17 protein-coding genes are annotated in these 23,341 nt (G+C 60.1%); 13 read left to right on the forward strand and 4 right to left on the reverse strand.

What is annotated here, in order from left to right:
* Positions 1–11: 11 nt before the first annotated feature.
* The 4 genes from dgcA to AB4P91_RS07965 all read left to right on the forward strand — a co-directional run bounded on the left by dgcA (position 12) and on the right by AB4P91_RS07965 (position 6,185).
* A complete protein-coding gene (dgcA, locus tag AB4P91_RS07950; protein ID WP_042561460.1) occupies positions 12–2,072 on the forward strand; it encodes a dimethylglycine demethylation protein DgcA in 2,061 nt (686 codons plus the stop codon).
* 163 nt (positions 2,073–2,235) lie between these two features.
* On the forward strand, positions 2,236–4,185 hold the full coding sequence (gene dgcB / locus AB4P91_RS07955; RefSeq protein ID WP_395604597.1) for a dimethylglycine demethylation protein DgcB: 1,950 nt from the start codon (positions 2,236–2,238) through the stop codon (positions 4,183–4,185).
* On the forward strand, positions 4,185–5,405 hold the full coding sequence (locus AB4P91_RS07960) for an electron transfer flavoprotein subunit alpha/FixB family protein (RefSeq protein WP_395604598.1): 1,221 nt from the start codon (positions 4,185–4,187) through the stop codon (positions 5,403–5,405). Before dgcB ends, AB4P91_RS07960 begins: the two co-directional genes overlap by 1 nt.
* 9 nt (positions 5,406–5,414) lie before the next feature.
* Positions 5,415–6,185: an electron transfer flavoprotein subunit beta gene (locus AB4P91_RS07965; protein WP_395604599.1), complete on the forward strand. Its 771-nt coding sequence runs from the start codon at positions 5,415–5,417 to the stop codon at positions 6,183–6,185.
* A gap of 204 nt (positions 6,186–6,389) precedes the next feature.
* Here the strand turns inward: AB4P91_RS07965 and AB4P91_RS07970 are convergent, their stop codons facing one another.
* The gene (locus AB4P91_RS07970) at positions 6,390–7,913 is read right to left on the reverse strand and encodes a lytic polysaccharide monooxygenase (protein ID WP_150598114.1); all 1,524 of its coding nucleotides are present in this window, start codon (positions 7,911–7,913) and stop codon (positions 6,390–6,392) included.
* A 443-nt stretch (positions 7,914–8,356) separates the two neighbouring features.
* Between AB4P91_RS07970 and AB4P91_RS07975 the strand changes: the two genes are divergently transcribed.
* Complete coding sequence (locus AB4P91_RS07975; RefSeq protein WP_395604600.1) at positions 8,357–8,527, forward strand: hypothetical protein; 171 nt, start codon at positions 8,357–8,359, stop codon at positions 8,525–8,527.
* A gap of 965 nt (positions 8,528–9,492) precedes the next feature.
* Here AB4P91_RS07975 and gbcA read toward each other — a convergent pair.
* Positions 9,493–10,788: a glycine-betaine demethylase subunit GbcA gene (gene gbcA / locus AB4P91_RS07980; protein WP_042561455.1), complete on the reverse strand. Its 1,296-nt coding sequence runs from the start codon at positions 10,786–10,788 to the stop codon at positions 9,493–9,495.
* A 296-nt stretch (positions 10,789–11,084) separates the two neighbouring features.
* Between gbcA and gbcB the strand changes: the two genes are divergently transcribed.
* The gene (gene gbcB / locus AB4P91_RS07985) at positions 11,085–12,185 is read left to right on the forward strand and encodes a glycine-betaine demethylase subunit GbcB (protein WP_042561454.1); all 1,101 of its coding nucleotides are present in this window, start codon (positions 11,085–11,087) and stop codon (positions 12,183–12,185) included.
* Positions 12,186–12,372: 187 nt separating this feature from the next.
* Here the strand turns inward: gbcB and AB4P91_RS07990 are convergent, their stop codons facing one another.
* Both AB4P91_RS07990 and AB4P91_RS07995 read right to left on the reverse strand, forming a co-directional pair.
* Positions 12,373–13,197, reverse strand: coding sequence for an SDR family oxidoreductase (locus tag AB4P91_RS07990; RefSeq protein ID WP_395604601.1), 825 nt, complete (start codon positions 13,195–13,197; stop codon positions 12,373–12,375).
* A 162-nt stretch (positions 13,198–13,359) separates the two neighbouring features.
* Positions 13,360–14,400, reverse strand: a complete 1,041-nt coding sequence (locus tag AB4P91_RS07995; RefSeq protein ID WP_042561452.1) for a low specificity L-threonine aldolase — start codon at positions 14,398–14,400, stop codon at positions 13,360–13,362.
* Positions 14,401–14,527: 127 nt separating this feature from the next.
* Between AB4P91_RS07995 and AB4P91_RS08000 the strand changes: the two genes are divergently transcribed.
* The 7 genes from AB4P91_RS08000 to purU all read left to right on the forward strand — a co-directional run bounded on the left by AB4P91_RS08000 (position 14,528) and on the right by purU (position 23,331).
* Positions 14,528–15,238: a TraX family protein gene (locus AB4P91_RS08000; RefSeq protein WP_395604602.1), complete on the forward strand. Its 711-nt coding sequence runs from the start codon at positions 14,528–14,530 to the stop codon at positions 15,236–15,238.
* A gap of 274 nt (positions 15,239–15,512) precedes the next feature.
* Positions 15,513–16,766, forward strand: a complete 1,254-nt coding sequence (glyA, locus tag AB4P91_RS08005) for a serine hydroxymethyltransferase (protein ID WP_042561450.1) — start codon at positions 15,513–15,515, stop codon at positions 16,764–16,766.
* Between the two features lie 20 nt (positions 16,767–16,786).
* Complete coding sequence (locus AB4P91_RS08010) at positions 16,787–18,037, forward strand: sarcosine oxidase subunit beta (RefSeq protein ID WP_047303829.1); 1,251 nt, start codon at positions 16,787–16,789, stop codon at positions 18,035–18,037.
* Between the two features lie 13 nt (positions 18,038–18,050).
* Complete coding sequence (locus tag AB4P91_RS08015; protein ID WP_042561448.1) at positions 18,051–18,380, forward strand: sarcosine oxidase subunit delta; 330 nt, start codon at positions 18,051–18,053, stop codon at positions 18,378–18,380.
* Positions 18,377–21,394 carry a sarcosine oxidase subunit alpha gene (locus tag AB4P91_RS08020; RefSeq protein ID WP_150593665.1) on the forward strand — a complete coding sequence of 1,006 codons (3,018 nt, stop codon included), beginning with the start codon at positions 18,377–18,379 and terminating at the stop codon, positions 21,392–21,394. The genes AB4P91_RS08015 and AB4P91_RS08020 overlap by 4 nt, the downstream gene beginning before the upstream one ends.
* 181 nt (positions 21,395–21,575) lie before the next feature.
* On the forward strand, positions 21,576–22,208 hold the full coding sequence (locus AB4P91_RS08025; protein ID WP_150593666.1) for a sarcosine oxidase subunit gamma: 633 nt from the start codon (positions 21,576–21,578) through the stop codon (positions 22,206–22,208).
* 265 nt (positions 22,209–22,473) lie between these two features.
* Positions 22,474–23,331: a formyltetrahydrofolate deformylase gene (purU, locus tag AB4P91_RS08030; RefSeq protein ID WP_042561445.1), complete on the forward strand. Its 858-nt coding sequence runs from the start codon at positions 22,474–22,476 to the stop codon at positions 23,329–23,331.
* Positions 23,332–23,341 lie beyond the last annotated feature (10 nt).

A 23,341-nucleotide genomic window follows, 5' to 3' on the forward strand; every position in this document is an offset into this window, starting at 1 on the left:
AGGAACCCGTCATGGCTTTCGAAGCAATGTTCCAGCCGATCCAGATCGGCAAACTGACCATCCGCAACCGTGTGCTCAGCACCGCGCACGCCGAGGTCTACGCGACCGACGGCGGCATGACCACCGACCGCTACGTCAAGTATTACGAAGAGAAAGCCAAGGGCGGCATCGGCCTGGCGATTTGCGGCGGTTCGTCCAGTGTGGCCATCGACAGCCCGCAAGGCTGGTGGAAATCGGTAAACCTGGCGGACGACCGGATCATCCCGCACTTCCAGAACCTGGCCGACGCCATGCACAAGCATGGCGCCAAGATCATGATCCAGATTACCCACATGGGCCGTCGCTCACGCTGGGACGGTGAGCATTGGCCAACCCTGCTGTCGCCGTCGGGCATCCGTGAACCAGTGCACCGCGCGACCTGCAAAACCATCGAGCCGGAAGAGATCTGGCGGGTGATCGGCAACTATGCCACCGCTGCTGGCCGCGCCAAGGCCGGTGGTCTGGACGGCGTTGAGCTGTCCGCCGTGCACCAACACATGATCGACCAGTTCTGGAGTCCGCGCGTCAACAAGCGCACCGATGAATGGGGCGGCAGCTTCGAGAACCGCATGCGTTTCGGTCTGGAAGTGCTCAAGGCTGTGCGCAAGGAAGTCGGCGACGATTTCTGCGTCGGCATCCGCTTGTGCGGCGACGAATTCCACCCGGACGGCTTGTCCCACGAGGACATGAAACAGATCGCCAAGTACTACGACGATACCGGCATGCTCGACTTCATCGGCGTGGTCGGTTCAGGTTGCGACACCCACAACACCCTGGCCAACGTTATCCCCAACATGAGTTATCCACCGGAGCCGTTTCTACACCTGGCGGCCGGTATCAAAGAGGTGGTGAAAGCCCCGGTTCTGCATGCGCAGAACATCAAGGACCCGAACCAGGCCACCCGGATTCTCGAGGGCGGTTATGTCGATATGGTCGGCATGACCCGCGCGCACATCGCCGACCCGCACCTGATCGCCAAGATCAAGATGGGTCAGATCGACCAGATCAAACAGTGTGTCGGCGCCAACTATTGCATCGACCGTCAATACCAAGGTCTGGACGTGCTGTGCATCCAGAACGCCGCGACGTCCCGTGAATACATGGGCGTGCCGCACATCATCGAAAAATCCACCGGCATCAAGCGCAAAGTCGTGGTCGTCGGTGCCGGCCCGGCCGGGATGGAAGCGGCGCGGGTGTCCGCTGAACGCGGCCATGACGTGACGCTGTTCGAGAAGAAAGAATTCATCGGCGGGCAAATCACGACTGCATCGAAAGCACCTCAGCGCGACCAGATCGCCGGCATTACCCGCTGGTTCCAGTTGGAACTGGCGCGGCTGAAAGTCGACCTGCGTCTGGGCACTGCGGCTGATGCCGCGACGATCATGGATTTGCGTCCGGACGTGGTGGTGCTGGCGGTTGGCGGACATCCGTTTCTTGAGCAGAACGAACACTGGGGCGCGGCCGAAGGGTTGGTGGTCAGCAGTTGGGACGTGCTTGACGGCAAGGTTGCGCCGGGCAAGAACGTGCTGGTCTACGACACCATTTGCGAGTTCACCGGGATGTCGGTTGCCGACTTCCTCGCCGACAAGGGCAGCCAGGTCGAGATCGTCACCGACGACATCAAACCGGGTGTGGCCGTTGGCGGTACGTCGTTCCCGACCTACTACCGCAGCATGTATCCGAAAGAAGTGATCATGACCGGCGACATGATGCTCGAGAAGGTCTACCGCGAGGGCGACAAACTGATCGCGGTGCTGGAGAACGAATACACCGGTGCCAAAGAGGAGCGGGTGGTCGATCAGGTGGTCGTGGAAAACGGCGTGCGTCCGGACGAAGAGCTGTATTACGGGCTCAAGGAAGGATCGCGCAACAAAGGCCAGATCGATATCGATGCGTTGTTTGCGATCAAGCCGCAGCCATCGCTGAGCACCACGGGGGACGGCTACTTGCTGTTCCGCATCGGCGACTGCGTGGCGCAGCGCAATACACACGCCGCGATCTACGACGCACTCAGACTGTGCAAAGACTTCTAAAGGCTTGCACACAACCCTGTGGGAGCGAGCTTGCTCGCGAAAGCGGTGGGTCAGTCGACATCGATGTTGAATGTCAGTCCGCCTTCGCGAGCAAGCTCGCTCCCACAGGAACCGAGTAAGGCATCTCGACCTGCAAGACCCGAGGTCTTTGGGAGCTTCACCTATGTTGAACACCCTTCTTCCAATCCTGTTGTTCGCAGCCCTGGGCCTCGCTGTCCTTGGCGCGTTGCGGCGGGTGGCGATGTGGCGTCGGGGCCGAGCCTCGAAGGTCGATCTGATCGGCGGCCTGCTGGCCATGCCCAAGCGTTACATGGTCGATCTGCACCATGTGGTGGCGCGGGACAAATACATCGCCAATACCCACGTGGCCACGGCCGGCGGCGCGGTGGCGTCGATTGTGCTGGCGATTCTGGTGCACGGCTTTGGCCTGCATAACCGCATCCTCGGTTACGCCTTGCTGCTGATGTCGGCGGTGATGTTCGTCGGGGCGATCTTCGTTTATCTGCGTCGGCGCAACCCGCCGGCACGGCTGTCGAAAGGCCCGTGGATGCGCCTGCCGAAAAGCCTGCTGGCCTTCTCGGCGTCATTCTTTCTGGTGACGTTGCCGGTGGCCGGGATACTCCCGGAGCACTTCGGTGGCTGGCTGCTGGCAGTGATTCTCGGGATTGGCGTGCTCTGGGGCGTGTCGGAATTGCTCTTCGGCATGACCTGGGGCGGGCCGATGAAGCACGCCTTCGCTGGCGCCCTGCATCTGGCCTGGCACCGTCGCGCCGAACGTTTTGGCGGCGGTCGTTCCACCGGTTTGAAACCGCTGGACCTCAACGACCCGACAGCACCGCTGGGTGTGGAAAAACCCAAGGATTTCACCTGGAACCAGTTGCTCGGTTTTGATGCCTGCGTGCAGTGCGGCAAGTGTGAAGCCGCGTGCCCGGCGTTCGCTGCCGGCCAGCCGCTGAACCCGAAAAAACTGATTCAGGACATGGTCGTCGGCCTCGCTGGCGGCACCGATGCCAAGTTCGCAGGCAGCCCGTATCCAGGCAAACCCGTCGGCGAGCATGCAGGCAATCCGCATCAACCGATCGTCAACGGTCTGGTCGACGCCGAGACCCTGTGGTCGTGCACCACCTGCCGCGCCTGCGTGGAGGAGTGCCCGATGATGATCGAGCACGTCGATGCCATCGTCGACATGCGCCGCCACCTCACCCTGGAAAAAGGCGCAACGCCGAACAAGGGCGCCGAGGTGCTGGAAAACCTCATCGCCACCGACAACCCCGGCGGTTTCGCACCGGGCGGGCGGATGAACTGGGCGGCGGATTTGAACCTGAACCTGCTCAGCGAAAAGAAATCCACCGACGTGCTGTTCTGGGTTGGCGACGGCGCCTTCGACATGCGCAACCAGCGCACCTTGCGCGCCTTCGTCAAAGTGCTGAAGGCCGCGAAAGTCGACTTCGCCGTACTCGGTCTTGAGGAACGCGACAGCGGCGACGTGGCCCGTCGTCTGGGCGACGAAGCGACGTTCCAGCAGCTCGCCAAACGCAATATCCAGACCTTGGCCAAGTACAGCTTCAACCGCATCGTCACCTGTGATCCGCACAGTTTTCATGTGCTGAAAAACGAGTACGGCGCGTTCGACGGCAATTACCGGGTGCAGCACCACAGCACCTACATGGCGGAAATCATTCAGGCCGGCGCGCTCAACCTCGGGCAGCACAAAGGCAACAGCGTGACCTATCACGATCCATGCTATCTCGGCCGCTACAACGGCGAGTACGAAGCGCCGCGTGAGGTGCTGCGTGCGCTCGGTATCGAAGTCAAAGAGATGCAACGTTCCGGCTTCCGTTCGCGTTGCTGCGGCGGCGGTGGCGGTGCGCCGATCACCGACATTCCGGGCAAACAGCGTATCCCCGACATGCGCATGGACGACATCCGCGAAACCGGCGCTGAACTGGTGGCCGTGGGTTGTCCACAGTGCACGGCGATGCTCGAAGGCGTGGTCGAACCGCGTCCGCTGATCAAGGACATTGCCGAACTGGTTGCCGACGCGCTGCTCGAAGACGCCGCGCCAAGCAAGCCGACCACGCCGGCCAAACGTGAACCCGCGGAGGCCCACTGATGAGCGACATTATCCGCCGCGATCCGCGCGCCGAATGGATCGCCCGCAACCGACTGCATCCGCTGCACGCGGCGATGCAACCGGCACAACACAGCTGGATGGGGCCGAACGGCGTCATCCGTAAAAACCTGCACGGCATCGGTTTTATTGGCCCCAACGGCATCAAGCGTATTGACCGCAGCGGCGCGCAACAGGGCGGGGCGACTAAACGATCCGCCGCTGTAGAGGTGCAATTGCCCCTGCATCAGGTGCCGGCCCCGGCCTTCTACATCAGCGTGGTGCCGGACATGGTCGGTGGCCGCTTGAGCAGCCACGACCGCGACTTGCTGGGGCTTGCCCATGAGTTGGCCGGCAAGGATGGGGCGGTGCTGGCGGTGGTGTTCGGCGAGCACAAGGAAAGCGCATTTGCCACGGCGGGCGTTGATCGCTTGCTGGTACTCGATGGCGAAGCGTTCAACGGTTATGCACCGGAACAACGGGTGCAGGGCCTGCGGGCTGTGCATAACCAGTTCAATCCGCGTCACTGGCTGCTGCCGGACAGTCGCAGCGGTGGCGGTGAACTCGGCCGTCGCTTTGCTGCAGCGTTGGGGGAACGCCCGGCCACACGGGTCTGGCAGGTGAAGGATGAGCAATGCATCGGCCGCGCCGGTGCGGGGCTGCAAGACCTCGCGCGTCCGGTCGCACGATTGATTCTGGCCTCGGCCGAATGTGCCGAACCGGTCAGCGAAACCCGCCACGAAGCGCTGCCCGTGGAGTTATCCACAAGCGTTGCGCGCAGCTTGTCGCGAATCGAGGATCTGGGCGCGGTGGCGGTGGACCCGGCGGCCATTCCGATGGCCGAGGCCGAGTTCATCTTCTCTGGCGGTAACGGGGTCAAGGACTGGGCGCTGTTTCACCAGACTGCTGCCGCACTGTGTGCCACCGAAGGCGCTTCGCGGGTGGCGGTGGACGACGGCTACATGGCGCGTGATCGTCAGGTCGGCGCGTCCGGTACCTGGGTCACTGCGCGGGTGTATGTGGCGGTGGGGATTTCCGGTGCGATCCAGCATCTGCAAGGCATTGGCGCCTGCGACAAAGTGGTGGCGATCAACCTTGATCCGGGTTGCGACATGATCAAACGTGCCGACCTGTCGGTGATCGGCGAGAGCGCAGAGATTCTTCAAGCCTTGATCGCGGCGGTAGCGGCCTACCGCAACGACGCCAAGCGCGATGCGGCTTAAGGAAACGCTATGAACACAAAAATCATCAGTCTGGTTTCAATCGGCGCCCATCCAACCTCCGGCCGCCCACGCCGGGCGGAGCAGGATGCACGGGCAGTGGAACTGGGTTTGCAACTGGCTGGGGATAACCTGCAAGTGCTGCATGCCGGCGACGTTGCCGAACCGGCGTTGCGCGCCTATCTGGGCATGGGCCTGGAGCAGATGCATGTGCTGGAGCAACCGGCGGGCGCGGACGCGTTGCCGGCGCTGACGGCGTATCTGCGTGAGGCCGGTGCTCAAGTGGTGCTGACCGGTAGCCAGGCAGAAACCGGCGAGGGCTCGGGCATGTTGCCGTTCCTTCTGGCCGAAGGTTTGGGCTGGCCACTGGTGGTCGGATTGGCTCAGGTCGAGTCGATCAATGATGGCTCGGCATTGGTGTTGCAAGCGCTACCGCGTGGGCAACGGAGACGGTTGAAGGTGAAGCTGCCGTTTCTGGCCACTGTGGATAACGCGGCGCCGAAGCCGAGGCAGAGTGCCTATGGACCGGCGCGGCGCGGGCTCTTGGAGGCTGATAACGTCGAAGTGATCGACGATGAGCTTTTGTCTGTCGCCACGTTGCAACCGGCCAAGCCTCGGCCAAAACGTTTAAAGGTCATCAAAGCCAAGAGCGGTGCCGACCGCATGAAAGCCGCCACGGCCAAGGCCAGTGGTGGCGGGGGACAGGTGCTCAAGGGCGTGAGCGCCGAAGAGGGCGCTCAGGCGATTCTCAAGCTGCTGATCGAAGAAGGTGTGATCCGTTAATTCATGGGCACGCCAACCCTCGTAGCAGCCGGCTTGCCGACGATAGCGGCACAACAGTCAAAATATAGCTGACCGTTACACCGCCATCGCCGGCAAGCTGATCTTCATGTGGATAACGCGCCCGGCCTGTTGCAGTTCAAGTCCATGGTCCACAGTGGTGCTCGAAATAAGGCGCTATGCGACGTGTACTTGCGGGCTGATGATTCACTCAACTTCATCCCAGGCCTCTTTCCATGAAGAGCCTGCCCCTGGGGCATAAGCCCACGCGGCGCCGGCACACCAGGCAGTAACAGGTTCGGGTTTGCACTGATAGTTTTTGCCCGCGTTCGTCACGATATCGCCGGCCCTGTACGGGGTGCCTTCTTTGTAGGGCGGGTACTCTCCGCCGTCGCTGGCTGGCGTTACGGTAAATTCGAACTCTGCTTGGTCCGTTTTGCCATTTTTCGGATCGCGAACATTCAAGCGGGCCGTGAACTTGCTGGGCTGTGTGACGGGTAATGCGATGCCGCTGACGGTCGGGCCGTTCTGTGCGCCTGTCATCCCTGGAACGGCCCACTGAAAGAGCAGGGCACCATTACTTGCCGATGATGACGTGCCGTTGAACGTGAAAGGTTGTCCCGTCTTCAATGTCGCAGGCCCGGTGATGCGCGCGACCGGTGGCGCCGGATTAACAGGGCCTGGGTCCTCGCCTGTGATGATCGACATGGCCTGGCTGTAACCTTTTTGAGTGGCATATGTCGAGTTGCTTGAAGGGTTTTGCACGTTGTAAGTAACGGTCGAACCGTCCAGCTCGCCAATACGGGCGATAGCGGGGTCGACTTGGTCAGCTATTTCCTTTCCCCATTGAGCAGGCGGCAAATTAGCTGCGCTGATTTTATGAATGATATCGACCAGTTCTTTTTTTGCCCCATCGTTACCAAAGATCCGAAAGTGCACAGAGTCGCCCGGCTTGAGGGCAGCCATATCGCCGTTGATAAAGCTGCCGATATTGTAAGGTTCTTCGGGTACACCTCCACCTTTGAAGCTCACGTCCGAACACGAAATGAAAAACTCGCCATTCGGGTCGTTCCGTATCCAGATGCCGACAACCAGCCCATTCCCTGAAAGCCCGTCAGGGATAGTTCTGACTATCTCGAAATATCCTGATGCGGGTAGTTTGGGTAGCTCCCCCCAGTTTGTTTCAGCCACGGTAAAGACTTGTTCTTGGCCCAACTGCACCAGATCGCTCCACTTTAGTTTGTCAGTTGCCGAGTTGAAGCCTGGTTTACTGGTAAATGCATAGAACCTGCTGGGGACATGGGGGGCGGTGCCAATAAGCCGCAGGGTCAGTGCCTGCCCGGATACAACGTCGGTCTTGGTCCAGAAGGGTGTGGGGTAATCCAGGCTGGCTTTTCTGGGGTCATTCGCGGCGCAGATCTGGTCATCTTTGATAATGGCCTTGATCTGATCCAACGATGGATTATCAATCTCCGGGATGTGTGCAACCTCATTCCATTGTTGGGCGGCGAATGCTTTTTCGGCAGGGGTATTAAAGAGTTTGGCTGATTCTCGGCAACCTTTATCGACGATGGAGGAGCCATCTTCTGATTGCCAGTAGCCTCCGGTAGCCTGACAGTTCACCGCACGAGATGCCGGGAAATCCAGGGCGCCATGGGCCCAGCTCAAGGTCGGCGCCAAACAAAAAGCTGCCAGCGTCCATTGGAGAAATCCTTTCGCGTATTTATTCATGCTCTAGTCCACCTTCAATTCAGATAAACAAGTTCCGAACTGCTGGAACGATCAGTGTGCTGGTTCAATTGGCATCAGGGGTTAGCTGATCTCCCATGGGAGTGATGCAAGTTGCAGAGTTGTTCTGCCCAGGGCCAGACAGAAACATCCACCCTTGATAACAGCCTTGCCCTGTAAAGCTGTGATTGATGACTGAGAGTTGATTGGCGCGAATGGCTTGGCGCCCGCCACCCCAGTTGGCCGTGCCGGCCAGTGGGCGAGCAAAGGCCCGACGCAGGGAGCGGCGCTCCAGAAGGATTTGCAGAGAGTGGGGGCGCGCGGTATGGGCCCAGTGTTTGGCGAATGGAGGACGAGTGATTACGCAGCACGGCTTGCCGGGCTTTGGTGTGCAGGCGCAAGTGCTGGGGCGTGCCCCTCTCGATTAATACCCTCAAAGAGGGCGGGTGGACGCTGCCACTGACAGTTTTTTCAAGGCGACTGTCGTGGCTGGCTTCTTTACAGGCGTCAACCGCACGGCGTATTTCCCGCAACCAGCGTTGCAGGTCAAGTCCCCGGTTGCGTTTATCCATCAACGCCGTCAGCAGATAGGCCACTGTCGAAAACGTGGCCTGTAAGGCCAGCGTCAGTAGTAATTCAATCAGCGTAAAACTTTTGGCGCAGTGATGGCTGGGCGTGCCCTGCCACATCACTGGTCTACCTCCTTTTATAACGCCAAGGACTTCTGCATTAACCCAGGCCATTGGATATAACTGCAAAAGTGAGTGTAGATGAACTTTTGGCCCGAGTGATTTCGCGCGATTTTCAAGCCGGTAGCATGTTACTCACAATCGCTGTGCACACGCATGTGGATAAGTTGTTTGTGGTTCTCTGTGGGGCACGTAAAGCGGGGCCTGTAGCCTGCTGTATGAAAACTGATCAGGCTAACCCACGGTTTTTGCGGGTTTTTTTGTGTGGATAAGGCTCCTGCTTATTTTCGATTTGCCCCCAAAGTCTGTTGGCGCTTCTGTGGATAAGATGTTCGCTATTGGCCACAGGCCTTGTATATGAAGGCCTTGGACCATTTGGTTGAATAGTGATCAATGTGCTTCCGAATTCCGATTAAAACCTTGAAAGCCTCGGTTTATGAAGGTTTTGGATGGTTTTCCACAGCGTCAGCAAAGTTACCCCCGATCTCTGTCGGCGCTTCTGTGGATAAGGTGTTCGTCATCCTCTGCAAGCCATACAAACCGCTGCATGCAGAGATGTGATCAAAAAACACCCAATACCTGTCCCAAACCGTAGTTCTGCATAAGTCACGGTTTTTCTTGGCAAACCAGTGGAATATTTTTCGAGTCATCCACAGTTGTCCCCATTTGCTGTGGGTGGGTATGTGGATAAGTTGTTTGCGGAAGGCTGGGGGGCTTGGTGGGTATGGTGTGTGGCGTGGTTGATCAAAATTCATCCACTGGATGTCAAAGGTGAATGTCAGGACGCCATCGCTGGCAAGCCAGCTCCCACAGGGTTGTTGGTGTTCACCGAATTTGTGAGCGACACAAAAACCTGTAGGAGCTGCCGAAGGCTGCGATCTTTTGATCTTGCTTTAACCCTGGACAGGGACGCCTTTGAGGTAAGGCGCAGGTTCTGCGCCGAGATTGCTCAGCAGTCTTTCGCTGTACCAATCGACAAAATTCACCACGCCAAACTCATAGGTCTTCGAGTACGGCCCCGGCTGGTACGCCGTGGAGTTGATGCCGCGCTGGTTTTCTTCGGCCAGACGCCGATCCTGATCATTGGTCGCGTCCCACACCTGGCGCATGCGTTCTACGTCGTAATCGACGCCTTCGACCGCGTCCTTGTGCACGATCCACTTGGTGGTAACCAGGGTTTCCTGGGCACTGATCGGCCACACGGTGAAGACGATGATGTGATCACCCATGCAGTGGTTCCACGAGTGCGGCAGGTGCAGGATGCGCATCGAACCGAGATCCGGGTTCTTGATGCGGCCCATCAGTTTGGCGCAGCCCTGTTTGCCGTCGAGGGTCATCGACACGGTGCCCTTGAGCAGCGGCATGCGCACGATGCGGTTGCGCAGGCCGAAACTGGCGTGGGCGTACGGGATCTTTTCGGCTTCCCAGGCCGCTGCGGAGGCCGCAACGTGATCCTTGAACGCCTGATCGGCGCGCGGGTCGGTGACGTCGTCCCACTCCAGCAGGGTTTTCAGCAGTTCCGGGTGCGAGGCGTTGCAGTGGTAGCACTCGCGGTTGTTTTCCAGCACCAGTTTCCAGTTGGCCTTTTCCACCAGGGTGGTGGTGATCGCCACCTTGGTGTTCTCCATGTCGTACGGTTCCATGTAGTGGTTCAGCGTCGACAGGAAGTCATCGATGGCCGGTGGATTCTCCGCCAGGCTGATAAAGATGTAGCCGCCAGCGGTCTTCACGTTTACCGGTTTGAGGCCGTACTGCTTCATGTCGAAGTCAGCGCCCATTTCGGTGCCGGCGAACAGCAGGCGACCGTCCAGCTCATAGGTCCACTGGTGGTAATGGCAGACCAGTTTGGCGACCTTGCCCTTTTCACTGGTGCACAGGCGCGAGCCACGGTGGCGGCAGACGTTATGGAACGCATGCACCACACCTTCGGCGCCGCGGATGACGATGATCGGATTTTTGCCGACCTGCAGGGTCAGGTAGTTGCCCTTGGTCGGGATTTCGCAGGTCATGCCGGCGATCAACCACTCTTTCTGGAAAATCTCCTGCATGTCGATATCGAACAGCCGCTCGTCGCTGTAGAACGGTTGCGGCAGCGAGAAGGTGCGCTCGCGCTCCTGCAACATTTGGGCGGTGGCCTTGCGTGCGGGTTCCAGCGGATCGCCCAGGCTGATTTTTGCGGTGACGTCCATCGATGTGATCCTCATGGCCATCTGCGTGGCCGGCGAAAGTGGCTAATCAGGTGTGCTGCTAACGGTTGCTACGCAAGGTGTAAAGAATCTGTCTTGGTGTTGGGGCGAGTGTGGGCCCGGCGCTGGGCGGAACCTTATCCATGGGCGACATGGTGCAATCTGTTCCCGACGCGCAACCCCCGGTGGTTGGGGGCTGGTCGCGATAAGTATGCCGATGTCGCGGATAGGTAAACGGGCGGTCTGCGCTATACGCAGAATCGCCACATGAAGGCCGACAGTCGGCCGTGGAGAACAGCATGTCCAACAGCTTCCTGAATCCGGTCACCACCCAGACCTGGGCCAATGGTCGACACATTGTCCGTTGCGTCAAAGTCATCCAGGAAACCTGGGACGTGCGCACCTTCTGCTTCATGGCCGATCAGCCGATCCTGTTCTTCTTCAAGCCCGGGCAGTTCGTCACCCTGGAGCTGGAAATCGAAGGCCAGCCGATCATGCGTTCGTACACCATTTCCAGTTCGCCGTCGGTGCCTTACAGCTTTTCGGTGACGATCAAACGGGTGCCGGGCGGCAAGGTTTCCAACTGGCTGCACGACACGCTGCATGAAGGCCAGGAGCTGGCGGTGCACGGGCCGGTCGGGCTGTTCAATGCCATGGACTATCCGAGTCCGAAAGTCCTGTACCTCAGCGGCGGCGTGGGTATTACGCCATGCATGTCGATGGCGCGCTGGTTCTACGACACCAACGCCAATGTCGACATGACCTTTGTCCACAGCGCGCGCTCGCCCAAAGACATCATTTACCACCGCGAGCTGGAACACATGGCCTCGCGGATCGACAACTTCAGCCTGCACCTGATCTGCGAGAAGCATGGCTTGGGTGAGCCGTGGGCCGGGTATCGCGGTTACCTCAATCACAAGATGCTTGAATTGATGGTGCCGGACTTCCTCGAGCGCGAAGTGTTCTGCTGCGGGCCGACGCCGTACATGCACGCCGTCAAGCGGCTGCTGGAAGCCGCCGGTTACGACATGTCGCGCTACCACGAAGAATCCTTCGGTGCCACGCCACCCGAGGCTCGCGCCGATGCTGTCGAACAGGCCGAGCAGGCAGCCGACGCCCCGGAAATCGACGCGGCGGATCTGCATCAGGTGGAATTCACTTCGTCCGGCAAGAGTATTCGCGTGGCACCGGGCGAGACGGTGCATGCGGCGGCGGCCAAGCTTGGCCTGATGATCCCGAAAGCCTGCGGCATGGGGATTTGCGGGACGTGCAAGGTGCTCAAGCTTGGGGGCGAAGTGGAGATGGAGCACAACGGCGGGATTACCGAGGACGACGAGGCGGAAGGATTTATCTTGTCGTGCTGCAGCGTGCCGAAGGGCGACGTCCGTATCGAGTTCTGATTGGCGGTGGGGCGGGCTGCTGCGCTCGGCTTGCCCCTCACCCCAGCCCTCTCCCGAGGGAGAGGGAGCCGATTTTTATGTTGTTCAAAATCTAAGTTCGACTCGGTATTTCACGTCGGCGTACCTCGACCAAACACCTCGGTCAGTCCCCTCTCCCTCCGGGAGAGGGCTAGGGTGAGGGGCTCTTTCAGTCAACAAACAAATCCGTCATCAACGCCGCGCTGCTGCCCGCTTCAAAGCGATAGTGCTCAAACTCGCTCACACCGCTCTCGCGCAAAATCTCCTCATCAATCAGCAATCGCCCCGTGATCTGCCGCTTGCTGCTACTCAAAATCACATACGCCGCATCCGCCATGATCTCGGGCGTGCGCGCATGCTTGAACGACTCTCTGTTGCCCAGCTGAAACTCAATCGCTGCCGTGGCAATCATCGTCTGCGGCCACAGTGAATTGACGCTGATCCCGTACCCGGCGAATTCCTCGCTCATGCCCAGTGTCAGCATGCTCATCCCATATTTGGTCACGGTGTAGGGGCTGTATTGGGCGAACCACTGGGTCGCCAGGTTCAGTGGCGGCGACAGGTTGAGAATGTGCCCGGCGGATTTCTTCAGATAGGGCAGGGCGGCTTGGCTGCACAGCAGTACTGCGCGGGTGTTGATCTGGTGCATCAGGTCGAAACGCTTGAGTTCGATGTGTTGCACGCCGGTCAATTTGATCGCCCCGGCGTTGTTCACCAGCGCATCGATGCTGCCGAAATGTTCGTTGGCCTGCGCTAACGCCTGGCGCACCGCGTCGTCGTCACGCACATCCAGCTGCAACGCCAAGGCTTTGCCGCCCGCCGCTTCGACTTCCGCGGCGACGCTGTGGATGGTGCCGGGCAACTTGGCATGGGGTTCGGCGCTTTTCGCCGCAATCACGATATTGGCCCCGTCCCGCGCGGCCCGCAGCGCGATCTCACGGCCAATGCCACGGCTGGCGCCGGTGATGAACAGGGTTTTGCCTTGTAACGACATGCCGATGCTCCTGCTTATTGTTATGTGAGCGGAGGGCTCGACAGACAATGTAGACCAAGCGCAGAAAGGCAATCGACGAAGGGGCCGTGCAGAACTGCCGCAGGTTGCGATTCAAGATCGCAGCCTGCGGCAGCTCCTACAGGGAGAGGGGGTTGTGTCAGGTCAGGCGCTCATGACTTCGCGGATGTCGCGGGCCAGTTCGCGTACGCGCTCTTCTTCGGTATCCCAAGAGCACATGAAGCGTGCACCGCCCTTGCCAATAAAGGTGTAGAAGCGCCAGCCGCGCTCGGTCAGTGCGGCGATGGCGGGCTCGGACAGTTGCAGGAACACGCCGTTGGCCTGGACCGGGAACATCAGCTCGACGCCCGGAATGTCGCTGACCAATTCGGCCAGCAGTTGCGCGCAGTGGTTGGCGTGGCGGGCGTATTTGAGCCAGGCGTCGTTTTCGAGGATGCCCACCCACGGTGCCGACAGAAAGCGCATCTTTGAGGCCAGTTGTCCGGCCTGTTTGCAGCGGTAATCGAAGTCTTCGGCCAGTTTGTGGTTGAAGAACAGGATCGCTTCACCGACGGCCATGCCGTTTTTCGTGCCGCCGAAGCACAGCACATCAACACCGGCCTTCCAGGTCAGGTCCGCTGGCGAGCAGCCGAGGAACGCGCAGGCGTTGGAGAAACGCGCACCGTCCATGTGCAGGTTCAGGCCCAGCTCTTTGCAGGTGGCGCTGATGGCGCGGATTTCTTCCGGGGTGTAGACGCTACCGACTTCAGTGGCCTGGGTCAGGGTCACGACACGCGGTTTAGGGTAGTGAATGTCCTGACGCTTGAGCGCGACTTCGCGGATCGAGGCCGGGGTGATCTTGCCGTTTTCAGTGCCGGCGATCAGCAGTTTCGAGCCGTTGGAGAAGAATTCCGGGGCGCCACATTCGTCGGTTTCGACGTGGGCAGTTTCCGAGCAGATCACGCTGTGATAACTCTGGCACAGCGACGACAGGGCCAGCGAGTTGGCGGCGGTGCCGTTGAAGGCAAAGAAGACTTCGCAATCGGTGTCGAACAGCTTGCGGAAATGGTCGGCCGCGCGAGCGGTCCATTCGTCGTCGCCGTAAGCGCGTTGGTGGCCGTGGTTGGCCTGTTCCATGGCAGCCCAGGCTTCAGGGCAAATGCCGGAATAGTTGTCGCTGGCGAATTGTTGGCTCTTGTCGGTCATGGCCGGCTTCCGTGATCGAAACGCTTGTGGCGCTTCGTTGGTCAATGATGGTGCGCACTTTACCGAAGATCTTCCGGGGAGCACACGAGATGTCGCTGTCAAAACTCTACAAGGACACGGGCCGATTATGCACCTGAGAAAACGCGACGGCGCGCTGGATCTGCTCAAGTGGCTGGCGCTGTTGAGCATGTTGCTCGATCACCTGCGATATGTCGGGTTCTCCGTCGATTGGCTGTATGTGCCCGGGCGGTTGGCGTTTCCATGGTTTTGTCTGGCAATGGCGGCGAATCTTGATCGTGCGGGTGCGCGCCAGACCGAGTGGCGGTATCTGGGCTGGTTGCTGTTGTTCAGCCTGATCAGCGAGATTCCGTATCGGTTGTACATTCCTGATCCCGACACGTTGAACGTCATGCCAACGCTGGCGTTGGGATTGCTGGTGGCGCGAGGCTGGCAGGATCGGGCCTTGGCATCGCGCGTGCTCGGTGCCGGCGCGTTGCTGGTTTCTGTGTTGTTCTCGGAACGGCTGATGTTCGGTTTCTTTGGGGTTTTGCTGCCGCTGGCGACGTTGTGGGTGATTCGTCGCCCGTGGCATTTCGCGCTGTTGCCGGGGCTGGTGTGCCTGGTGGCGAATCAGTGGCGGGTGTTGTTCGAATCTGCGCGGTTCGGCAATGAGTTGGCGATTTTCGGCCTCATCATTTGCCTGATTGCGCCATTGCTTGGGAGGGTTCTTTTGCGACATGCCCGAACGACCCAGCCGCCACCCATGCGGCGCTGGGCCTATGCCCTGTATCCGGCACATTTCCTGCTGTTACTCCTTATCCGCCAGATCGCCGCTTGACCCTGTGGGAGCTGGCTTGCCAGCGATCGCGTTGGGTCAGCCGCCATCGATGCCTGATGTGTCACCGCCATCGCTGGCAAGCCAGCTCCCACAAGGTTCTCTGGTGTTTTTGAGATCGAGTCTGGCAAGGGCATTTCCGGCCATGTCGTAAACGCACCTTTGCGTGGCGTCCGTAGGCATTTGAGCTGTCTGCGCCGGTCATACCATCGCATCAAAGGGCACGCAGGTGCCTGACCGAGACGAATGGCGCACCGCCGCCGCTGGGAGAGACGCGATGTTCAGCAAGCAAGACCAGATCCAGGGTTACGACGATGCACTGCTGGCGGCGATGAATGCCGAGGAGCAACGTCAGGAAGATCACATCGAGCTGATCGCGTCGGAGAACTACACCAGCAAACGCGTGATGCAAGCCCAGGGCAGCGGCCTCACCAACAAATACGCCGAAGGCTATCCGGGCAAGCGCTACTACGGCGGCTGCGAGCATGTGGATAAAGTCGAAGCGCTGGCCATCGAGCGCGCCAAGCAACTGTTCGGCGCCGATTACGCCAACGTCCAGCCGCACTCCGGTTCCTCGGCCAACAGCGCCGTGTACCTGGCGTTGATCCAGCCGGGCGACACCATTCTGGGCATGAGCCTGGCCCACGGTGGTCACTTGACCCACGGCGCCAAAGTGTCGTCCTCGGGCAAGCTCTATAACGCCGTGCAGTACGGGATCAACACCGATACCGGCCTGATCGATTACGACGAGGTCGAGCGTCTGGCCGTCGAGTGCCAGCCGAAAATGATCATCGCCGGCTTCTCGGCTTACTCCAAGACGCTGGATTTCCCGCGCTTCCGCCAGATCGCCGACAAGGTCGGTGCGCTGCTGTTCGTCGACATGGCTCACGTCGCCGGTCTGGTCGCGGCCGGTCTGTACCCGAATCCGCTGCCGTACGCCGACGTGGTCACCACCACCACGCACAAAACCCTGCGCGGCCCGCGTGGTGGCTTGATCCTGGCCAAGTCCAACGAAGAAATTGAAAAGAAACTCAACTCTGCGGTGTTCCCCGGCGCTCAGGGCGGCCCGCTGATGCACGTAATCGCCGGTAAAGCCGTGTGCTTCAAGGAAGCGCTGGAGCCGGGCTTCAAGGCTTATCAGCAGCAAGTGATCGACAACGCCCAGGCGATGGCGAGCGTATTTATCAAACGTGGCTACGATGTAGTGTCCGGCGGGACCGACAACCATCTGTTTCTGGTCAGCCTGATCCGTCAGGGCCTGACCGGCAAAGACGCCGACGCCGCCCTTGGCCGTGCACACATCACCGTCAACAAGAATGCGGTGCCGAACGATCCGCAGTCGCCGTTCGTGACGTCCGGTCTGCGCATCGGCACCCCGGCCGTCACCACTCGCGGCTTCAAAGTGACGCAGTGCACTGAACTGGCCGGCTGGATCTGCGACATCCTCGATAACCTTGGCGATGCCGATGTTGAGGCGGATGTGGCGAAAAACGTCGCGGCCCTGTGCGCTGATTTCCCGGTTTATCGCTGAGCGTTCTGGAGTACATGACTATGCAACGCTATTCGGGCTTCGGCCTCTTCAAACACTCGCTCAGCCATCACGAAAACTGGCAGAAAATGTGGCGCACGCCGACCCCGAAAAAGGTCTACGACGTGGTCATCGTCGGCGGCGGCGGGCACGGTCTGGCAACTGCTTATTACCTGGCGAAAGAGCACGGCATCACCAACGTCGCCGTGGTCGAGAAGGGCTGGCTGGGCGGCGGTAACACCGCGCGCAACACCACCATCGTGCGTTCCAACTACCTGTGGGACGAGTCGGCGCATCTGTACGAGCACGCGATGAAATTGTGGGAAGGCCTGTCGCAAGACTTGAACTACAACGTGATGTTCTCCCAACGCGGCGTCTACAACCTGTGCCACACCTTGCAGGATATTCGCGATTCCGAACGCCGGGTCAGCGCCAACCGCCTCAACGGCGTCGACGGCGAGTTGCTCAACACTGAGCAAGTCGCCAACGAGATTCCGTACCTCGATTGCTCGAAAAACACTCGCTACCCAGTGCTCGGCGCAACCGTCCAGCGTCGCGGCGGCGTCGCCCGTCACGATGCCGTGGCGTGGGGCTTTGCCCGTGCCGCTGATGCTCTGGGCGTGGACTTGATCCAGCAGACTGAAGTGATCGGTTTCCGTAAGGAAAACGGCGTGTGCATCGGCGTTGAAACCAACAAGGGTTTCATCGGCGCCAAGCGCGTCGGCGTGGTGACGGCCGGTAACTCCGGGCACATGGCCAAACTCGCCGGTTTCCGTCTGCCAATCGAATCCCACCCGCTGCAAGCGCTGGTGTCCGAGCCGATCAAACCGATTATCGACAGTGTGATCATGTCCAACGCCGTGCACGGTTACATCAGCCAGTCCGACAAGGGCGACCTGGTGATCGGCGCCGGTATCGACGGCTACAACGGCTACGGCCAGCGCGGTTCGTACCCGGTGATCGAGCACACCATTCAGGCCATCGTCGAGATGTTCCCGGTGCTGTCGCGTGTACGCATGAACCGTCAGTGGGGCGGCATCGTCGACACCACGCCGGATGCGTGCCCGATCATTTCGAAAACCCCGGTGCCGAACATGTTCTTTAACTGCGGTTGGGGCACCGGTGGCTTCAAGGCAACACCTGGCTCGGGCAACGTGTTTGCCGCGAGCCTGGCCAAGGGTGAAATGCACCCGTTGGCCGCCCCTTTCTCCATCGACCGTTTCCACAACGGTGCGTTGATCGATGAACACGGCGCTGCGGCTGTCGCCCACTAACAGGAGAAATCCCATGTTGCATATCTTCTGTCCTCACTGCGGCGAGCTGCGCTCTGAAGAGGAATTCCATGCCTCCGGTCAGGCGCACATTCCGCGCCCGCTGGACCCTGCAAGCTGCACCGATGCGGAGTGGGGCGACTACATGTTCTTCCGCGATAACCCGCGCGGTCTGCACCACGAGCTGTGGGATCACGTTGCCGGTTGCCGCCAGTACTTCAACGTCACCCGCGACACCGTGACCTACGAGATTCTCGAAACCTACAAGATCGGCACCAAGCCGCAATTCACCGACAAGGCTGATGCTGCGAAAACAGCCACGACGGCGCTGGGAGAGAAGGTATGAGCCAGACCAATCGCCTGTCCAACGGTGGACGGATCGACCGCAACAAAGTGCTGAGCTTCACCTTCAACGGTCAGAGCTACAAAGGCTTCGAGGGTGACTCGCTGGCCTCGGCGCTGATCGCCAACGGCGTCGACATCATCGGCCGCAGCTTCAAGTATTCGCGTCCTCGCGGGATCTTCGCTGCCGGTGCCGAAGAGCCGAATGCGGTGCTGCAGATCGGTGCTACCGAAGCCACGCAGATCCCCAACGTGCGCGCCACGCAACAGGCGTTGTATCAAGGTCTGGTCGCGACCAGCACCAACGGCTGGCCGAGCGTCAACAACGACATGATGGGCATTCTCGGCAAGGTTGGCGGCAAGCTGATGCCGCCGGGTTTCTACTACAAAACTTTCATGTACCCGCAATCGTTCTGGATGACTTACGAGAAGTACATTCGTAAGGCTGCAGGTCTTGGCCGCTCGCCGACCGAGAATGATCCGGACACCTACGACTACATGAACCAGCACTGCGACGTGTTGATTGTTGGCGGTGGCCCGGCCGGTCTCGCTGCAGCACTGGCCGCTGCGCGTAGCGGTGCTCGCGTGATCCTCGCCGATGAGCAGGAAGAGTTCGGCGGCAGCCTGCTCGATTCGCGCGAAAGCCTCGACGGCAAACCAGCGATTGAGTGGGTTGCCAGCGTCATCACCGAACTGAAAAATACCCCGGACGTGCTGATCCTGCCGCGGGCCACGGTCAACGGTTACCACGACCACAACTTCCTGACCATTCACGAACGCCTCACCGATCACCTCGGCGACCGTGCGCCGATCGGTCAGGTGCGTCAGCGCATCCACCGCGTTCGCGCCAAGCGTGTGGTGCTGGCCACTGGCGCTTGCGAGCGTCCACTGGTCTACGGCAACAACGATGTGCCGGGCAACATGCTCGCCGGTGCGGTCTCGACTTACGTGCGCCGTTACGGCGTGGCGCCGGGCAAGAAGCTTGTGCTGTCGACCAACAACGATCACGCCTACCGCGTGGCGCTGGACTGGCTCGATGCCAGCCTGCAAGTGGTGGCCATCGCCGATGCTCGCAGCAATCCGCGTGGTGCCTTGGTTGAAGAGGCTCGCGCCAAAGGCATCCGCATCCTCACCGGCAGCGCCGTGATCGAGACCCGAGGCAGCAAGCGCGTCACTGCTGCCCGCGTCGCCGCGATTGATGTCAAAGCGCACGCCGTGACCAGTCCGGGCGAATGGCTCGACTGCGACGTGGTCGCCAGTTCCGGCGGCTACAGCCCGGTGGTTCACCTGGCCTCGCACTTGGGCGGCAAGCCGACCTGGCGCGAAGACATCCTCGGTTTCGTACCGGGTGAAGCACCGCAGAAACGCGTGTGCGTCGGTGGCATCAACGGTGTCTACGGTCTTGGCGATTCGCTGGCTGACGGTTTTGAAGGTGGCGTGCGCGCCGCTGCCGAAGCCGGTTTCCAGACCGTTGAAGGCGTGCTGCCAAAAGCCTTGAGCCGTCACGAAGAGCCGACGCTGGCGCTGTTCCAGGTGCCGCATGAAAAGAATTCTGCGCGTGCGCCGAAGCAGTTTGTCGATTTACAGAACGACGTCACCGCAGGCGGGATCGAACTGGCGACCCGCGAAGGCTTTGAATCGGTCGAGCACGTCAAACGCTATACCGCGCTGGGCTTCGGCACCGATCAGGGCAAGCTGGGCAACGTCAACGGTCTGGCCATCGCCGCCCGTTCGCTGAACGTGACCATCGCGCAGATGGGCACCACGATGTTCCGCCCGAACTACACGCCAGTGACTTTCGGCGCGATCGCCGGCCGCCACTGCGGGCACATCTTCGAGCCGGTGCGTTATACCGCACTGCATCAATGGCACCTGAAAAACGGCGCCGAGTTCGAAGACGTCGGCCAGTGGAAGCGTCCGTGGTACTTCCCGAAAAACGGTGAAGACCTGCATGCCGCGGTGAAGCGCGAATGCAAAGCCGTGCGCGACAGCGTCGGCCTGCTCGACGCCTCGACCCTCGGCAAGATCGACATTCAAGGCCCGGATGCCCGCGAGTTCCTTAACCGCGTGTACACCAACGCCTGGACCAAACTCGATGTGGGCAAGGCCCGTTACGGTTTGATGTGCAAAGAAGACGGCATGGTCTTCGACGACGGCGTGACGGCGTGCCTGGCGGACAACCATTTCGTCATGACCACCACCACCGGCGGCGCGGCGCGCGTGCTGCAGTGGCTGGAGCTGTACCACCAGACCGAATGGCCGGACATGAAGGTGTATTTCACCTCCGTCACCGACCACTGGGCGACCATGACCCTGTCCGGCCCGAACAGCCGCAAGCTGCTCAGCGCGGTCACCGATATCGATTTGAGCAACGAAGCGTTCCCGTTCATGACGTGGAAAGAAGGCGAGGTCGGCGGTGTGCCGGCGCGGGTGTTCCGCATCTCGTTCACCGGTGAGCTGTCGTACGAAGTCAACGTGCAGGCCGACTACGCGATGGGCGTGCTGGAGAAAATCGTCGAGGCGGGCAAGCAGTACAACCTGACGCCGTATGGCACCGAAACCATGCACGTCCTGCGCGCCGAGAAGGGTTTCATCATCGTCGGCCAGGACACTGACGGCTCGATGACCCCGGACGACTTGAACATGGGCTGGTGTGTCGGTCGCACCAAACCGTTCTCGTGGATCGGCCAGCGCGGCATGAACCGTGAAGACTGCGTGCGTGATCAGCGCAAGCAGTTGGTGGGCCTGAAGCCGATCGATCCGACCAAATGGCTGCCGGAAGGCGCGCAGTTGGTGTTCAACACTAAACAGACGATCCCGATGACCATGGTCGGCCACGTGACTTCCAGCTATGCGCACAACTCCCTGGGCTATTCGTTTGCGATGGGCGTGGTGAAGGGCGGTTTGAAGCGTCTTGGCGAGCGGGTGTTTGCACCGTTGGCGGATGGCAGCGTGATCGAGGCGGAAATCGTTTCTTCGGTGTTCTTCGATCCGAAGGGTGATCGCCAGAATATTTGATGGCTTCGGGTCCTGTGGGGTGGCGGATATCGCCTTCGCGAGCAAGCTCGCTCCTACAGGTTTCGGGTTGTTAATGGGATTTGTGTCAGGCATCAGTCCAGTGTGGGAGCGAGCTTGCTCGCGAAGGCGGCAAAGCAGCCACCCCAAGGGCCGGAACCAACAGAATTGATATAGGTGCTTTATGACCACAGCCAACGTGTACCAACAACGCCCCACCACCGGTGCCCGTGCCGAGTCGTCGCTGCACCATGCCGACCTCGCCAGCCTGGTCGGCAAGGGCCGCAAGAACGCCGGCGTGATCGTGCGCGAGCGTAAACTCCTCGGCCATCTGACCATTCGTGGCGATGGTCACGATGCAGCGTTCGCCGCTGGCGTGCACAAAGCCCTGGGCATCGAATTGCCCGGCGCCCTGAGCGTGATCGTCAAAGGCGAAACCAGCCTGCAATGGATGGGCCCGGATGAGTGGCTGCTGATCGTGCCAAGCGGTGAAGAATTCGCCGCCGAACAGAAACTGCGTGAAGCGTTGGGCGATCTGCACATCGCGATCGTCAACGTCAGCGGTGGCCAGCAATTGCTCGAACTGAGCGGGCCGAACGTGCGTCAGGTGCTGATGAAGTCCACCAGCTACGACGTGCATCCGAACAGCTTCCCGGTCGGTAAAGCGGTGGGCACGGTGTTCGCCAAGTCGCAACTGATGATTCGCCATACTGCTGAAGACACTTGGGAGTTGCTGATCCGTCGTAGTTTCTCGGATTACTGGTGGTTGTGGTTGCAGGATGCTTCGGCTGAATACGGGCTTAGTGTTCAGGCTTGAAGTGAATTGCGTTGAGCGTGCTTGCGTGTAGGGCTGGAGATTTTTTCCCCCTCACCCCAGCCCTCCCGAAACGTCGGACCGCCCCCAAGGGAGAGAGGGGAAAGGGAGCAGATCTCGGGTGTTTTTGCGATCTGCATTCACTTTCGGAATTTCAGGTCGGCGTAGCTCGAAAGCACAACTCGGTCAGTCCCCTCTCCCTCCGGGAGAGGGCTAGGGTGAGGGGAAAACCTGACACCCCGCACAAAAGAACAGGAGTCACCGCACCATGAGCCGCGCCCCAGACACATGGATTCTGACCGCCGACTGCCCCAGCGTCCTCGGCACTGTGGACGCGGTCACGCGTTTTCTGTTCGAGCAGGGTTGCTACGTCACCGAGCACCACTCGTTCGATGACCGGCTCTCCGGCCGCTTCTTCATTCGCGTGGAATTTCGCCAGCCCGACGGCTTCGACGAACAAGCCTTTCGCGCCGGCCTCGCAGAACGGGGTCAGGCGTTTGGCATGATCTTCGAACTGACCGCGCCGAACTACCGGCCGAAAGTGGTGATCATGGTTTCCAAGGCCGATCACTGCCTCAACGACTTGCTCTACCGCCAGCGCATCGGTCAATTGTCGATGGACGTGGCAGCGGTGGTGTCCAATCATCCGGATCTCAAGCCGTTGGCCGACTGGCACCAGATTCCCTACTACCATTTCCCTCTCGATCCCAACGACAAACCGTCGCAAGAGCGCCAGGTCTGGCAGGTGATCGAAGAGTCTGGCGCCGAGTTGGTCATCCTCGCCCGCTATATGCAGGTGCTGTCGCCAGAGCTGTGTCGCAAGCTCGATGGCAAGGCGATCAACATTCATCACTCGTTGCTGCCGGGTTTCAAGGGCGCCAAACCGTATCACCAGGCCTACAACAAGGGCGTGAAACTGGTCGGCGCGACGGCGCACTACATCAACAACGATCTCGATGAAGGGCCGATCATTGCCCAAGGTGTCGAGGCGGTGGATCACAGCCATTACCCGGAAGATTTGATTGCCAAGGGGCGGGATATCGAAGGCCTGACGTTGGCCCGCGCCGTTGGCTATCACATAGAGCGCAGGGTGTTTCTTAACGCCAATCGTACGGTCGTCCTTTAGATCGCCATCG

Origin of the sequence: Pseudomonas sp. B21128, assembly GCF_044218865.1 — a bacterium.
In the GTDB taxonomy this organism is placed as follows: Bacteria; Pseudomonadota; Gammaproteobacteria; order Pseudomonadales; family Pseudomonadaceae; genus Aquipseudomonas; species Aquipseudomonas iridis.